General features: G+C 62.9%; 11 protein-coding genes. 3 read left to right on the forward strand and 8 right to left on the reverse strand.

What is annotated here, in order from left to right:
* Positions 1–64: 64 nt before the first annotated feature.
* The 6 genes from LU684_RS03065 to LU684_RS03090 are packed head-to-tail and all read right to left on the reverse strand — an operon-like array spanning position 65 to position 6,277.
* Positions 65–1,153, reverse strand: coding sequence for an MBL fold metallo-hydrolase (locus LU684_RS03065; protein WP_016486842.1), 1,089 nt, complete (start codon positions 1,151–1,153; stop codon positions 65–67).
* Positions 1,146–3,011: a long-chain-acyl-CoA synthetase gene (locus LU684_RS03070; RefSeq protein WP_016486841.1), complete on the reverse strand. Its 1,866-nt coding sequence runs from the start codon at positions 3,009–3,011 to the stop codon at positions 1,146–1,148. Before LU684_RS03070 ends, LU684_RS03065 begins: the two co-directional genes overlap by 8 nt.
* Positions 3,012–3,036: 25 nt before the next feature.
* A complete protein-coding gene (locus LU684_RS03075) occupies positions 3,037–4,110 on the reverse strand; it encodes an alkene reductase (protein ID WP_016486840.1) in 1,074 nt (357 codons plus the stop codon).
* 9 nt (positions 4,111–4,119) lie between these two features.
* Positions 4,120–4,749 carry a nuclear transport factor 2 family protein gene (locus tag LU684_RS03080; protein ID WP_016486839.1) on the reverse strand — a complete coding sequence of 210 codons (630 nt, stop codon included), beginning with the start codon at positions 4,747–4,749 and terminating at the stop codon, positions 4,120–4,122.
* A gap of 5 nt (positions 4,750–4,754) precedes the next feature.
* Positions 4,755–5,528, reverse strand: a complete 774-nt coding sequence (locus tag LU684_RS03085) for an SDR family NAD(P)-dependent oxidoreductase (protein ID WP_016486838.1) — start codon at positions 5,526–5,528, stop codon at positions 4,755–4,757.
* A 14-nt stretch (positions 5,529–5,542) separates the two neighbouring features.
* Positions 5,543–6,277, reverse strand: coding sequence for an SDR family NAD(P)-dependent oxidoreductase (locus tag LU684_RS03090; protein WP_016486837.1), 735 nt, complete (start codon positions 6,275–6,277; stop codon positions 5,543–5,545).
* A 227-nt stretch (positions 6,278–6,504) separates the two neighbouring features.
* Between LU684_RS03090 and LU684_RS03095 the strand changes: the two genes are divergently transcribed.
* The 3 genes from LU684_RS03095 to LU684_RS03105 all read left to right on the forward strand — a co-directional run bounded on the left by LU684_RS03095 (position 6,505) and on the right by LU684_RS03105 (position 10,899).
* On the forward strand, positions 6,505–7,839 hold the full coding sequence (locus LU684_RS03095) for a spinster family MFS transporter (protein WP_016486836.1): 1,335 nt from the start codon (positions 6,505–6,507) through the stop codon (positions 7,837–7,839).
* A 17-nt stretch (positions 7,840–7,856) separates the two neighbouring features.
* Positions 7,857–8,687: an alpha/beta fold hydrolase gene (locus LU684_RS03100; RefSeq protein WP_232894131.1), complete on the forward strand. Its 831-nt coding sequence runs from the start codon at positions 7,857–7,859 to the stop codon at positions 8,685–8,687.
* A gap of 82 nt (positions 8,688–8,769) precedes the next feature.
* On the forward strand, positions 8,770–10,899 hold the full coding sequence (locus tag LU684_RS03105) for an oxidoreductase (RefSeq protein WP_232894132.1): 2,130 nt from the start codon (positions 8,770–8,772) through the stop codon (positions 10,897–10,899).
* A 47-nt stretch (positions 10,900–10,946) separates the two neighbouring features.
* On the opposite strand, the gene LU684_RS03110 is transcribed toward LU684_RS03105, so the two are convergent.
* A complete protein-coding gene (locus LU684_RS03110) occupies positions 10,947–12,329 on the reverse strand; it encodes a DUF1329 domain-containing protein (protein ID WP_024717894.1) in 1,383 nt (460 codons plus the stop codon).
* An 89-nt stretch (positions 12,330–12,418) separates the two neighbouring features.
* Positions 12,419–14,107, reverse strand: coding sequence for a class I adenylate-forming enzyme family protein (locus LU684_RS03115; protein WP_232894133.1), 1,689 nt, complete (start codon positions 14,105–14,107; stop codon positions 12,419–12,421).
* Positions 14,108–14,111 lie beyond the last annotated feature (4 nt).

The following is a 14,111-nucleotide window of genomic DNA, read 5'->3' on the forward strand; positions in this document are numbered from 1 at the left end:
CTCCGATTAACGACCTGACGGTCGCGCAAAAGTGCAAGAACACCACTCGTTAGCCTCAGCCCACTCACAGCTGCCCTAGCACCGACTGAACGTTGACACCCTCGGGCGTGCGCCCGTAGCGGAACACGCCGGCTGTTTCTTCACGCACCAGTTGCCCCTGCGCAATCAGGTAATTGACATGCGCCAGGGTCTCGCCAATCGCCATCAATTCATCGAAGCGCCCCTTCACCTTCGGAAACAGCTCGGCCATCAGCTCCACGGCACTGCGCGGCGCGGTGCAGGCGGCCAACAGTTGCTGCAAGTGCCCCAGGTGGTGCGCGCGCAGTTGATCAAGGCGCAGATGCAGGTTGTAAAACGGCCGTTCATGCGCCGGTAGCACCAGCACGCTATCGGGCACCTCCCGCAAGCGCTCGACCGAATCCAGCCAGTCGCGCAATGGGTCGGCATCGGGCTCGGTGACCTGCACGCAGACACTGGAGGTGATGCGCGGCAGCACCTGGTCACCGGAAATCAACAGGCCGTCCTCGGCGCAGTACAGGCAGGCATGTTCGGGCGAATGGCCGCGGCCGATCAGGACCTGCCAACGGCGCCCGCCTATCACCAGTTGTGTGCCTTCACTCAGGCGCCGGAAACTGGTGGGCACCTCTGGCCGAAAGTGCGCGGAGCCCAGCAACGGGAACAATGCTGCGGTCTGTTCCTGGTTGAAGCCTGCGCGCTGGTAATGCTGGTAAAACGCCCAGCTAGTGCTGGTGTCACCTGGCGCGCGCAGCTGGTGCATCGCCTGATATTCACTGGCGCTCATGAACACCGGGCAGCGGAAGCGCTCGGTCAACCAGCCGAGCACCCCGACATGGTCCGAGTGAAAGTGCGTGCAGATCACCGCCAGCAGCGGCAAACCACCCAACACCGTCACAAACAGCGCTTCCCAGATGTCGCGGGTCTGCGTGTTGTTGAGCCCGGTATCGACCGCCACCCAGCCCTCGCCGTGGCGCAGCAGGTACAGGTTGATGTGGTCAAGCCCGAACGGCAGCGGCATGCGCAGCCACAACAGCCCTTCGGCAACCTGCTGAACCTCGCCATTGGCTGGTGGCTGCGGCCAGGGGAAGCGCAGGCCTGCGCGCCATTCGTGCCCCTGGGCATCCAGGCTACTCACTGACGTCACCCGCAAAAGCGGCCAGGCCAATGCGCCTTAGCACGTGGGTGCTGTACGGCACATAGCTGCGGCTGCTTTCGTCACGGATGAACAGCGGGTCGCTGAACGCCGTCGGCGCGTAGCCCTGGCGCTGCAGGTCGACCTTGCGCAATTTGAAGGTGCTGGTCAGGTCAGCCGCCGCTGACACCCGCACGAACACCGGCGCCGCATAGCGTGGCAAACGCACCTCGGTCAGCGCATAGAACGCTTCAGGGTCAAATGGCTGGCCAGGCTGCATCAGCACCGCCGCCATGCCGGCGCGCCCCTCTTGCCCGGGCACCTGCACACCGTAGATGTTGATCAGCTCGAGCCCGGCAAAATCCCCCAGCGCAGCCGCCACCTCCAGGGTGGAGACGTTCTCGCTCTTCCAGCGAAAGGTGTCACCGATGCGGTCGATGAAGTACAGGTAGCCGTCTTCGTCATAACGCAGCAGGTCGCCCGAACTCCAATAGGCATCCCCTGGGCGCAAGACATTGCGGCGGATCTTGCTGTCGGTTGCCTCGGCCGAGGTGTAACCCTCGAAGCGGCCGCCGCCGATCTGCGGGTGGTCGATGATCAAGCCCAGGGCTTCACCCACTTCACCCACTTCGCAGAGCTGGTAAAAACCGTGCTCGTCGCGTGGATGGCTGTCGGTTTCAACGTCATAGCGCACCAGGCGCAGGTTGCTCTTGTCCCAGAACGGTATGCGCCCGCAGGCGCCCACATAGTTGTCGACGTTGACCACGTTGGTATTGGACTCGGTAGAACCCCAGCCCTCGAACACCTGGATCGGCCCGAAACGCTGCACCCAGTTCTGCCAGGTCTCGCGCGTCAACCCGGCGCCGAGCATGCAGCGCAGGCCATGGTCGCGTTCGCCGGCCGCCTTGGGCTGGTTGAGCAGGTAGCGGCAGATCTCGCCGATGTACTGGAACACGCTGATGCGGTGCTCGCGCACGTCCTTCCAGAATTCGCGGACGCTGAACTTGCGCCGCACCACGATCGCCGCACCTGTTTTCAGCGCGGTTGACGTCACTGAAGTGGCCGCTGCGCCGTGGTACAGCGGCAGGCAGCAATAGAACACATCGCCGGGCGTGGTCTGCAGAGTGACTTCCATGATGTCGCCCGTCGACATCCAGCGCATATGGCTGTAACGCGCGGCTTTCGGCAAACCGGTGGTGCCCGAGGTAAAGATCAGCAGGCTCGGCGACTCGGCGCGCAGGTCGGCACGCAGGTCACGCGGGAATGGCGTGCACGGGGCATTGGCCAATGCTTCGGCCAGGCCGGTGTCAACCTGTGCAGGCATTGCCCCGGCCCACGCTTGCTCGGCTTCTTCGACCAGCAACAGCGGCAGCGGCGGCAGGCCTTCGGTTGCCAGAACGTTGCCCAGCACTTCCTCGCCGACGAGCATCGCTTTGGCGTCGATTGCCTCCAGCGCGTGCACCAGCGGCCGGCCACTGACCTGGGTATTGACGAAGCCCACCACCACACCGAGCTTGACCAGGCCAAACCAGCAGCAGAAAAACGCCGGGCGGTTCTCCATGGCCAGCGCGCAGACATCGCCGGGGCGCAGGCCACGGGAATGAAATACGTGAGCCAGTTGGTCGGCCCGGGCGTTGACCTGGGCGTAGCTCAAGCGCTGATCGCCATAAATGACGAAAGGCCGCTCGCCGTGGCGTTGCGCCTGTTCTTCGAGGCGATCCGCCAGGGTATAGCGATCCGCAGGTTTGATCCGCGCGGCAGCTTCGGCCCGGCGATCAAGGATGGCCTGGGTTTGTTCGCGGGGCACAACCCCGCGATCAACACTGGACAGCAGGCTTGCGTTGTTATTGAAATTGTTCATCCCTACCTCCGATAAAACCGGCTGTTCATGCAGTCGCCTGGGCGTGGGTCGGATAATCCGAATAGCCAGGCGATCCTTTCGTATAGAGTGTCTTGCGGTCGAAACCGGCTAGAGGCAGGCCGGCACGCAGGCGTTCGACCAGGTCCGGGTTGCCGATAAAGTGGCGGGCGAACGACACTGCGGCGCCCTGCCCAGCTTCTATTGCCGCAGCGGCCGAAGGCCCGTCGAAACCGTCATTGAGGATCAACCCGCTGCTGCTATGGCTGCGCGCCAAGGCAAAGGCATCCAGTGTGGCCAGCGGCGAGCGCATGATGTGCAGGTAAGCCAGGCCAAGCGGCTCGACTTGCTCACACAAGGCTTGTGCAGTGCCGGCCGGGTCAGCGTCGCTGATGTCGTTGTAAGGGTTACCCGGGCACAAGCGAAAACCTACGCGCCCCGAGCCGATTGCCGCCGCCATCGCGGCCAACACCTGGGCCGGGAAACGCACACGGTTGGCTGCTGCGCCACCATAGCCATCACTGCGCTGGTTGCTGCCGGACGCCATGAACTGCATCGGCAGGTAACCACTGGTGCAATGCAGCTCGACCCCTTCGAAGCCGGCTTCGCGGGCGTTCAGGGCTGCGCGCCGGTATTGCTCGATCACGCGGTCAATGTCCTCAAGGCTCAACGCCTGAGGCTCATCGGTATCGACCAGGCCGGCCCCATCGCAGAACACCTGGGTGCGGGCGCGTATCGCCGATGGGGCGACGGTCCGTGCCCCCGCCGGTTTGTTTTGCCAACTGGCGGCGCGGCCCACGTGCATCAACTGCAACACCATGCGCCCGCCGGCATTGCTCACCGCGCGGGTGATCTGGCGCCAACCCTCGATCTGCGCGCTGTCGTAAATGGCCGGTGTGCGGCAATAGCCCAGCCCCTCGGCTGACGGTGCGGTGCCTTCGGCAATGATCAGCCCGGCACTGGCGCGCTGGCGGTAATAGTCGACCATTTCAGCTGTCGGCACGGCCTGTACGCTGGCGCGGCTGCGGGTCATCGGCGCCATGACAATGCGGTTGCTCAGCTCCAGCTCACCCAGGCGCAGGGGTTCAAACAATATGCTCATCGCGAGTCCTCAGCGCACACGAATCTTCGGTGCCGCAGCACCGCGTCGCAGGGTGGCTAGAAAGTGCTCAAGGGGCGCGGCCGGGGCAACATCAGGCAGTTGCTCCTTGTCCGGGCGCCGGGCCCAGAACTCGGCCCACGACGGGAACAGGTCGTGGAAGCTGCCGGCATAGGGTTCACGCCCTGGCCAGCGCATCTTTCGCTCGCCGATAGGCGGCTTGTTGAGGTCGCTGGCGTACCAGTAGCACGGCAGGCGGCGACGGAAGTACCAGCGGCCATCGATGCGCTGGTAGTCATCCCAATAAAGCATTTGCATGGTCACCCACTCGGGGCCGGTCTCATGCTCGTTCTTGGAATACACCACGCCAACAGCATTGTCGGCGTCAAGCAGTTCGATGATGTGCTGGCCCAGGTGATGCGAGGTACCGCTGAACTGATCGCGCAAGGTGGCATCGACCCACGCTTTCAGATGCGCACGGCCAGTCTTTTCGCGGCCAACGCGGATGTCTTCGGCAAACAGATTGACATGGGCATCGAGGTCGCGCATGTCCAGCGACAGCGAGTACTTGGCCGCCAATTGACGAATTTCCTCAATCGACTCAAGCCGGTCGATGCGTGCCAACAACGTGTTCGGTTCCATGCTCATCACTCCAGCACCGTGTAGAGTTCCGAGCTGCGCCCGCCATCCACCGGCACACACGCGCCGGTGATATAGGACGCTTCGTCGCTTGCCAGGAACAGAATCGCGTTGGCTACCTCCTGCGCCTGGCCGATACGGCGCAGCGGGATCAGTTTCTCGGTGTTGCCACGGGCCTTGGCGTCGGCCAGCATGCCCGCGGTTGCCGGGGTTTCGATGACGCCCGGGACCACCACGTTGCAGCGAATCCTGTTGGCCGCCCCTTCGCTGGCTGCAGCTCGGCTGAAGTTGATCACTGCGGCCTTGGCTGCCGAGTAGCCGGCCATCCAGGGCGTACCAAACAACCCGCAGATCGAGGCGATGTTGACGATGGCGCCGCCGCCTTGGGCTTTCATCAGCGCCATGGCCGTGCGCGTGCCCCAGAACGTGCCGTCCACGGTGGTGCGGAAGTTGGCGTGCCAGTCGCCCGTGCTGGTGCTGTCGATGGCACCCCAGGTGTAGGCCATGGCGTTGTTGACCAGGATGTCCAGGCGGCCATGCTGCTGCGCTGCGGCCTCGATTGCGCCGACAAAGGCTTGCTCGTCGCTGACATCGACGACCTGCCAATGGGCCTTGCCACCTGCTTCGCGAATGGTGCTGGCCACAGCTTCCAATGGCGCCTGATTACGCCCGCAGAGCACCACGGTGGCGCCCTCCTGGGCAAAGCGTCGGGCGGTGGCGGCACCAATCCCGGAGCTGGCGCCGGTAATGAAGGCGATCTTGCCTTGAAGTCGTGTGCTCATTGCCTGCTCCCGGTTCAAATGAAGGCCATGCCGCCGTTGACGGCGAGGTTCTGACCGGTGATGAAGCTGGCGTCGGAACTGGCCAGAAACACGGCGGCGCGGGCGATCTCATCGACCTCGCCCATACGGCCTAAGGGGATTGCCTTGAGCATGCCCTGCAGCCACTCATCGGGGATGTCGGCCATCATCGGTGTGTTGGTCGGGCCGGGCACCAAGGTGTTGACGCGGATGCCGCTGGCGGCCAGCTCCCGCGCCATGCTGCGGGTCAGCCCCATGACGCCGGCTTTGGCCGCGCAGTAATGGCTTGGGCCTTCGCCAGTCATCGCGGCGGTGCTGGAAATATTGATCACCACGCCCTGAATGGCGTGCTTTTGCATCAGCCGCACCGCTTCACGGCTGCACAGGAAGGTGCCCGTGAGGTTGACCCCAATGACCCGCTGCCAATGCGCGTCCGGGGTGTCGACAAAGCTGTCGACTGAACCGACACCGGCGTTATTCACCAGGATGTCGAGGGCGCCGAAACGGGCTTCCAGCCTGTGCATCGCCGCCGCCACCGAGTCGCTGTCGGCGACGTTGCACGCCAGCGCCAGGGCGTGCTCACCGAGCCCTTCGATCGTCTGCTCGGCAGCCTGCAGGTTGATGTCGACCGCCACCACCCGCGCGCCGGCCTCGGCAAAGCGCTGGGCAATCGCCCGCCCCATGCCTTGCCCGGCGCCCGTGATCAGGGCCACTTTGTTCGCTAACTTCATCGTTGATCTCCCGCAAGCCTTGGCTTCCCCGATCACCGGCACAACGCGCTGGATGATCGAGCACGGGACAAATCATTAACCCTGTACAAAACCGCAACATCGTCCGATAAGACTACGCAGCCGCGCTTGCCCGCTGTGCCGCAAGCAAGTGGTCTGAATGGACGATGTGCCCGAGCGTGATCGGCGCCACGCTCCTGCTCACTAGAACAAAACCGGGAGCACCCGTCGTGAACTCTTCCAACCGCGTTACCTGGCGTAGCCACTACGCACTGTTCGTGCTGGCCGTGATTTACATCTTCAACTACATCGACCGGCAGTTGATGGCGATCCTGATCGAGCCGGTCAAGGCGGAGTTCGGCATTTCCGACACGGGCATCGGCCTGCTCTCGGGGGTGACATTTGCGGTGTTCTATACCCTGTTCGGCTTCCCCCTGGGCCGGCTTTCCGACCGTATCGGGCCGAAACCGGTTATCGCCGCCTGCTGCATTGCCTGGAGTGTGATGACCATGGCCTGTGGCCTGGCCACCAGCTTCTGGCTGCTGGTGTTGGCGCGGATCGGCGTAGCCGTTGGTGAAGCGGGCGGCACGGCGCCTTCGGTGGCGATGATTTCGCAGCTTTACCCAGCAAAAAATCGCTCCACTGCGCTGTCCATCCTGATGCTTGGCTCAAGCTTCGGCGCCATATTCGGCCTCGGTTTTGGTGGCTGGATCGCCCAGCATTATGGCTGGCGCTCGGCGTTTGTGATCATTGGTCTACCGGGCATCCTGCTGGGGCTGCTGCTGTGGCTCACGGTCCGTGCGCCGAAAATTGCCAGCGAAGTGCAGACCAAGGTCGAAGTCATTCAAGAAGGCTGGGCGAAGACGGTGGCCAAGCTGATGGAAACCCCATCGTTCCTTTGGCTGGTGCTGACCGGCGCGTCCAGCGCCATCGCCGGCTATGCGATTGGCACCTGGAGCCCGAGTTTCCTGATCCGCTCCCACGGTTTGAACCTGCAGGATGCAGGTTTTCTGGTCGGCGTAGTGGGCGGCAGCGGTGCCACCTTCGGCACTCTGGCCTGCGGCATAATCTCCGACCGCATGGCTCGCCGTGATGCCGGCTGGCAGATCGGCGTCCCGCTGCTAGCCACCCTGGTCAGTATCCCGTTCGCATTGGCGTACTTCCTTTGGCCAACCGGCATTCTGTTCCATCTGGGCAGCACCCCGGTGCCGACCGCATTCCTCTTCTATGCAGGCTTTGCCTTCTTTGGTACCTGGTGGGCGACCCCGTGCCTGGGCGCCGTCACACATTTGTTCCCGGCTGCGCGCCTGGCCCAGGCAACTTCAATCTTCGTCATGGCCATGACCCTGCTGGGTGTCGGCGTTGGCCCGCTGTTGATCGGCGTACTCAGCGATCTGCTCGCCCCGTCCCTCGGCACCGAAGCGCTGCGCTACGCCCTGGCCGCCTCCATTTCGATGCTGATGCTCTCGACCGTATTCCTGGGCATGGCCCTGCCCCGCTACCGCGCCCAACTGCAGCGATCGGCTGCACCGACTGCCACCCCTGAAAATGCCGTAACTGCCTGATCAATGGAGATTCGAAGATGTCAGAACAAGACCTACCGTTGCCTATCGGCCACTTCGTCACCCTCGACAACGGCCTGCGCCTGCATTACCTCGACGAAGGGAGCGGCCCCGTCGTGGTGTGGTTGCATGGCAGTGGCCCGGGCGCCAGTGGCTACAGCAACTTCAAGGGCAACTACCCCGACTTCGTTGCGGCCGGCTTTCGTAACCTGGTGATCGACCTGCCCGGTTTCGGCCGTTCGGACAAGCCCGACAACGTCCAGTACAACCTGGATTTCTTCGTCAACGCCGTGTCCGGCTTGCTCAAGGCCCTTGAAGTGCAACGTTGTACCCTGCTCGGCAATTCCCTGGGTGGCGCCATCGCCATTGGCCTGGGGCTGGCCGAACCGCAATTGCTCGACAAGCTGATCCTGATGGCCCCGGGCGGTGTCGAAGAGCGCGAAACCTACTTCAAGAAGATCGGTATTCAGCGCATGGTCGAGCTGTTCAATGCCGGCCCGCTCGACATCGACAAAATGCGCCAGATCATGAGCCTGCAGCTGTTCGATGCCTCGCAACTGCCCGACAGCCTGCTGGCCGAACGCGTTGCCGTGGCCAAATACCAGCCGCACTGCCTGTTCTCGACCATGATGGTGCCGAACATGACCGAGCGCCTCGAGGAGCTGCAGGTACCGATTCTGGGGTTCTGGGGCACCAACGACAACTTCAACCCGGTCGGTGGCGCGATGAAAGTGCTCGACAACGCCCCTGACGCCCGCTTTATTCTGCTCAATCGCTGTGGACATTGGGTTCAGGTGGAGCACCGTGAGTTGTTCAACCGTTCCTGCCTCGAGTTCCTGCGCCAAGCCTAGTCGTCGTACGCAACGTACCTTGCGACAGCAGCAACCTGGCCGCTGTCGTATCGACTGGCTTCTACCAAGGGCTGACATAACAATGACAAAACTCTCCCACTTGCTTGCGCCTGGCCGCATCGGCCCCCTTCAACTGCGTAATCGCATCATCATGGCGCCCATGGGCTCCAACTTCGCCGAATCCGACGGGCACTGTGGCGAACGTATCCAGGCCTACTACGAAGCACGTGCCGAAGGCGGTGCCGGGCTATTGATCATGGGGGTGTGCGCCGTCGCCTTCCCGGCCGGTACCGCCGAGCCGTACCAGGTCGGTGTCTCTTCTGATGAATTCATCCCGGGCCTTGCCCAACTGGCTGAACGCGTGCACAGGCACGGTACAAAGATCGCCATGCAGCTGCAGCACGCCGGCAAGAACGCCATACGGGACATGGCTGCGGGCCGGCCACTGTGGGTGCCGTCGTTGCCCCCGGCCAGTACCTCCGACATGATGCAGGTCTTGACCCCGGAAGAACTCGCCTCCTTTGTCAGCGCCGTACGCGGTCGCAAAGGCAGGATCGAGATGCGGGTGATGGACCAGGACGACATCGCACAGATGGTCGAATGGTTCGCAGCCGCTGCCGAGCGTGCACATCGCGCCGGGTTCGACGGTGTGGAAATCCATGCCGCGCACAACTACATCATCGCCGGCTTTTTATCGCCGTATTACAACCGCCGTGAAGACGCATACGGTGGCACAGTGGAAAACCGTGCGCGCTTGCTGCTTGAGGTCCTGGCCGCCATACGCGCGCGGGTTGGCACCGGCTTTGGCGTCTGGCTGCGGCTGGATGCCGAAGAACTGCTGACCCCCGGTGGCATCACCCTCGACGATGCCAAGGCGGTTGCTCGCCTGGCTGAGGGCGCCGGCGCCGATGCAGTCAGTGTCTCGGCCTACGCCATGACCAGTAGCGGCGTGGCCTTTACCGAAGCGCCGCTGGTGCAAAAGCCCGGGGCTTTTCTCCAATGGACAGCGGCCATCAAGCAATGCGTAAGCATTCCGGTGATTGCCGTCGGGCGTATCGAACCAGAAACCGGCGACGCCGCGATTGCCGCCGGCCAGTGTGATTTCATCGCCATGGGCCGCAAGTTGCTGGCCGACCCACAATTGCCCAACAAACTGCAGGCCGGTGAGCTGCAGGCCATTCGACCGTGCATTTACTGCTACGTGTGTGTCAGCCAGATCTTTATCAACGAGCGGGTCAAATGCGCGGTCAACCCGCAAACCGGGCATGAAAGCGAGCGCGTCATCACTCCGGTTGCAGCCCCGCAACATGTGGCGGTGATCGGCGGTGGCCCGGCGGGCCTGGAAGCCGCGCGCGTGGCGGCCTTGCGCGGCCATCGCGTGACGCTGCTCGAGCGCAGTGACCGCCTGGGCGGCACCCTGTTCTTTGCTGCCCTCGCCTACCCCGAAAACGGACGCCTGCTCGACAACCTGCTGTACCAGGTGCGGCAACTGCCCATCGATGTACGCATGGGCAGTACGGTGGATGCAGCCTTGCTGCGCGACCTGGGCGTCGATCAAGTGATTGTGGCCACCGGCGCACAGCGCGCCGCACCGGGCATCCCAGGCGCCGAGCAGGATCATGTCTGGAGTGGTGATGAACTGCGCCGGCTGATGACCGGCGACCGTGCCGAAGAGATCGCCCGGCGCAAGCTGTCGCTGACGCAACGCACCCTGATGAAGGCCGGCAACCTGATCGGCGTCACCGACAGCACCGACGCCATGCAAAAGCTGTCACGCGTGTGGATGCCCCTGGGCAAACGCGTGATCATTGTCGGCGGTGGGCTGGTGGGGCTGGAACTGGCGGAGTTCCTGATTGCACGTGGGCGTCAGGTGTGTGTGCTGGAAAACAGCGGCCACCTGGGCCGGGAACTGGCGATTGTGCGGCGTTGGCGGGTGCTGCATGGCATCCGTGTGCACGGTGGGCAGCTGCTGACCGGGGTGAGCGTTACCGCCATCGACGGTAACCGCGAGCGCTATCAGACAGCCGAAGGTGAAGCTGCCGAGGTGCGCGGTGATTCGATGGTGCTGGCCAGTGGTGCGACGCCTGATACCCGCCTGAGCGATGCACTGAGCAGTGCCGGGTTGAAGGTCGTCAGCATTGGTGACTGTCAGAGCCTGGGTTACATCGAAGGCGCCATCGCCGCCGGCAATCGCGCTGGGCGAGAAGCCTGAAGCCAAAAAAACCCCAGGTTCTACCTGGGGTTTTTTTGGCTTTGTCGTTACCGCCCCATCGCCCTCGCCGCATCGGCGGTGTACATGTCCGGGGTGAATTTGGCTTCGTTGAGAATCGGTCCTTTCTTCGATTCGTTGGTCATGGCGTAGCCGGTGTACTGGCCCGAGTTCAGGTCCATGAAGAACTGCGAACCGGCCTGCCAGGCGCTCATGTCCGGGTGGTAGTAGTAGTTGATCATCGCGTGCTTCCACAACGCACCACGGCTGTCATAGTTGTCCGAAACCACCGCGTTCCAGGTGTCTTCGTCAATAAACAGCACACGCTTGCCGTATACATGGCGGTAGCCTTCTTTCAGCTTGGCCTCAAGCACCCACACACGGCGCAGCTCGTAGCGCATGTAGTCGGGGTTGGGGTGGTTGGGGGTAAGCATGTCGGCGTACTTGATGTCACCGGTATTGGGTTTGAAGGCGTTGGCCGGCACGTAGACTTCGCGCTTGCCGATCAGCGTCCAGTTGAAGCGCTCGGGCGAACCGTTGTAAAGACGGTCTTCGTCAACCGTCATGGTCCCGTTGGTGCCGATCATCGGCTGATCGTACCCGTAGCCAGGCAGTTGCCGCACACGCCGGGTAGACGGGCTGTAGCTCCAGGCCTGGCGAGGGTTGGCGAGGAAGTTATAGGGCTCTTGCGAAATACTCACCACACCGTTGTCGCGCACCGGCTTCAAGGTGGTGTTCCAGCTCATGGCTTGTATCTGGCCTTCGGTTTTTGGCTCGACGGTCGGTGAGTTGGCTTGCGAGAGGTTGCGCGCATAGGCGCGGCCCCAGCCGATGCTGCCGTTTGGCAACACCGAAGCCAGGTCGCTGACCTTTTCTTCGGTGTAGGCCCGTGCCGGCAACTGGTGATTCCACAGCAGTTCCATGCCGTTTTTCGGAATCGGGAACGGGACTTGGCCAATCCCCTCGATGCCCATGCCGTCGTCGACCAGCTTGGCGCTCAAGGCGTTCTTCATCGCCCGCTCGCAGACGTAGTCCGGGTAACGAAAGTCCCGATGGCCCGGGTAGATGTTCATTTTGTAGGTGGTGGGATAGCGCTTGAGCAGGGCCTTCTGGCCTTCGGTCAAATGGCTCTCGTACTGGCCCATGTTCTGCGCGGTGATCACCAGGATGGGCTTTTCGTTGGCGTAAGGGTCGACCGGTTGATCGCCAGAGAACTTCACATGGTTCCAGCCCGGCACTTCGCCAAGGTACTTGCCGGTGTAGGGCGGAATGGTACCCTCGGCATTACCGGCTTTCTCGGCACCGACACAGGTCAGTTCCTTGCCGAGTTTGGCAGCCTCTTCAGGCGACACTTGCGCAAGTGCGTTGCCTTGCAGGCCGACATTGGCGGCCACTGCAGCTACGAACATCACGCCTTTTGTTGTTATTTTCATCGGTTGGCTCCTTCGCAGACCAGGACTACTGGGGTACCTCCATTGTTCCTGATCTGCGGGGGAGTACATCGTCCGGAAAGACTAATCAGTCAGGCGCCGACCAATGATTCCTTCAGTTGCGCCTTGATCACCTTGCCCGACGCATTACGCGGCAGCGGATCGCGGCGCAGGTGTACCTCGGCTGGCACCTTGTAGGCCGCCAGGCGCTGGCCGATAAAGGCGCACACTTGCTCCGGGGTAGGCGCTGGCTGCAGTTCGCTGCGCAATACCAGGGCCAGGCGCTCGCCCAGTTCCTCATCGTCCAGGGCAAAGGCGGCCGCCTCGGTCACGCCAGGCATTTCGCAGATACACGACTCCACTTCACTGGCGGATATCTTCTCGCCCGCCCGGTTGATCAGGTCCTTGGCACGGTCGGTGATGTACAGAAAGCCCTCGTCGTCCAGATGGCCAATATCACCGGTGTCGAGCCAACCGTCGCGCAAGGTCTCGGCACTGGCTTCGGGCAACAGCCAGTAGGCGCTCATCAGGGTCGTCGAACGTAGCCAGATCAAACCGCTGCGCCCCGCGGGTAGCGGTGAGTACGGGTCCGGGCCGATGCATACATCTACGATCGGCAGCGGCCAGCCCACCGAGTCGGGCTTGTAGACGAACTGATCGCCGCCCACCGCGGCACCGATGCCGTTGCTTTCGGTCAAGCCATAGCCACTGCCGCCAATCGCATGGGGCTTGCGCTTGCTGATGTGCGCCAGCAGCCGGCTGGAAGCCACCGCCCCGCCCAGGCCGAGGCCGTACAGGCTGTCGCTGTCGGTGCTGGCAAACCGCGGCGAGCCAAGCAATTGCTGCATCATTACCGGTGCGCCGTTGAACTGGGTGCAGCGCTCGTCGCGAATCAGGTCGAAGGCTTTGTCCACGTCCCATTTGTACATCAGCAACAAGCGCCGGCCGCTGCGCAGCCCCAGCAAAAACTGGGCGTGCAGGCCACTGACATGGAACAGCGGCACCGCCATCAGGTTGGTCGGCGCCAAGCCGCTGGCGATTACCGCCTGGATACGCTCGGGCGAACTCACGGCGCAGAACGCCGACTGGAACTCCAGCGCGGCCAGTGCCTGGCAAATGGCCCGATGGCTGGACAGCACGCCCTTGGCCCGGCTGGTGGTGCCAGAGGTATAGAGGATAAGCGCCGGGTCAGCCGGATTGATCTCGATGGCCGGCAGCGCCAGCAGCGGCCCCTGGATCAGATCTTCGAAACGCTGGCAGTTGGCCGATAATGCTTGCCCCGCCGGCATGCCAACCACAATGCTGACCAGTCGCTGTGCGAGCAGATCGCTGGTCAGCAATTGCAGGCGTTGTTCGTCACAGACCAGCACCTGCGCACCGCTGTCTTGCAGGCCATGGAACAATTCGTCACGCAGGCCCCAGCTGTTCAACGGCACGCACACCGCGCCACAACGCTGCACCGCGACAAAGGCCACCAGCCAGGCAGGCTGATTGCGCATGGCAATGGCCACTCGATCACCCTGCTTTACCCCGAAGCGCTGCGCCAGTTGCGCAGCCAGGCGGTCGACCTGATCGAAAAAGCCGGCGAACGTCAGCCGTTGCTGCTCCCACACCAGAAACTCACGGTCACCGTGCGCACGGCCCGCATCGATGGCTTCGAGCAAGTTCGCAGGTGCATGGCGAAAATACCGCAGGCCGTCGTTGGGCGAAGACACCACCTCGAACGGCGAACCAGGGCCAATCAATTGCTGCCAGGCGTTGCGCCACTGTTCCAGCTTCATGTTC

Origin of the sequence: Pseudomonas sp. NMI542_15, assembly GCF_021283425.1 — a bacterium.
GTDB lineage: Bacteria > Pseudomonadota > Gammaproteobacteria > Pseudomonadales > Pseudomonadaceae > Aquipseudomonas > Aquipseudomonas fortuita.

Bases quoted from the DNA above. Each gene is read 5' to 3' on its own strand.
- LU684_RS03110 (WP_024717894.1), bottom strand. From the start codon at position 12,329: ATGAAAATAACAACAAAAGGCGTGATGTTCGTAGCTGCAGTGGCCGCC.
- LU684_RS03080 (WP_016486839.1), bottom strand. From the start codon at position 4,749: ATGGAACCGAACACGTTGTTGGCACGCATCGACCGGCTTGAGTCGATT.
- LU684_RS03070 (WP_016486841.1), bottom strand. From the start codon at position 3,011: ATGAACAATTTCAATAACAACGCAAGCCTGCTGTCCAGTGTTGATCGC.
- LU684_RS03090 (WP_016486837.1), bottom strand. From the start codon at position 6,277: ATGAAGTTAGCGAACAAAGTGGCCCTGATCACGGGCGCCGGGCAAGGC.
- LU684_RS03105 (WP_232894132.1), top strand. From the start codon at position 8,770: ATGACAAAACTCTCCCACTTGCTTGCGCCTGGCCGCATCGGCCCCCTT.
- LU684_RS03100 (WP_232894131.1), top strand. From the start codon at position 7,857: ATGTCAGAACAAGACCTACCGTTGCCTATCGGCCACTTCGTCACCCTC.
- LU684_RS03085 (WP_016486838.1), bottom strand. From the start codon at position 5,528: ATGAGCACACGACTTCAAGGCAAGATCGCCTTCATTACCGGCGCCAGC.
- LU684_RS03075 (WP_016486840.1), bottom strand. From the start codon at position 4,110: ATGAGCATATTGTTTGAACCCCTGCGCCTGGGTGAGCTGGAGCTGAGC.
- LU684_RS03115 (WP_232894133.1), bottom strand. From the start codon at position 14,107: ATGAAGCTGGAACAGTGGCGCAACGCCTGGCAGCAATTGATTGGCCCT.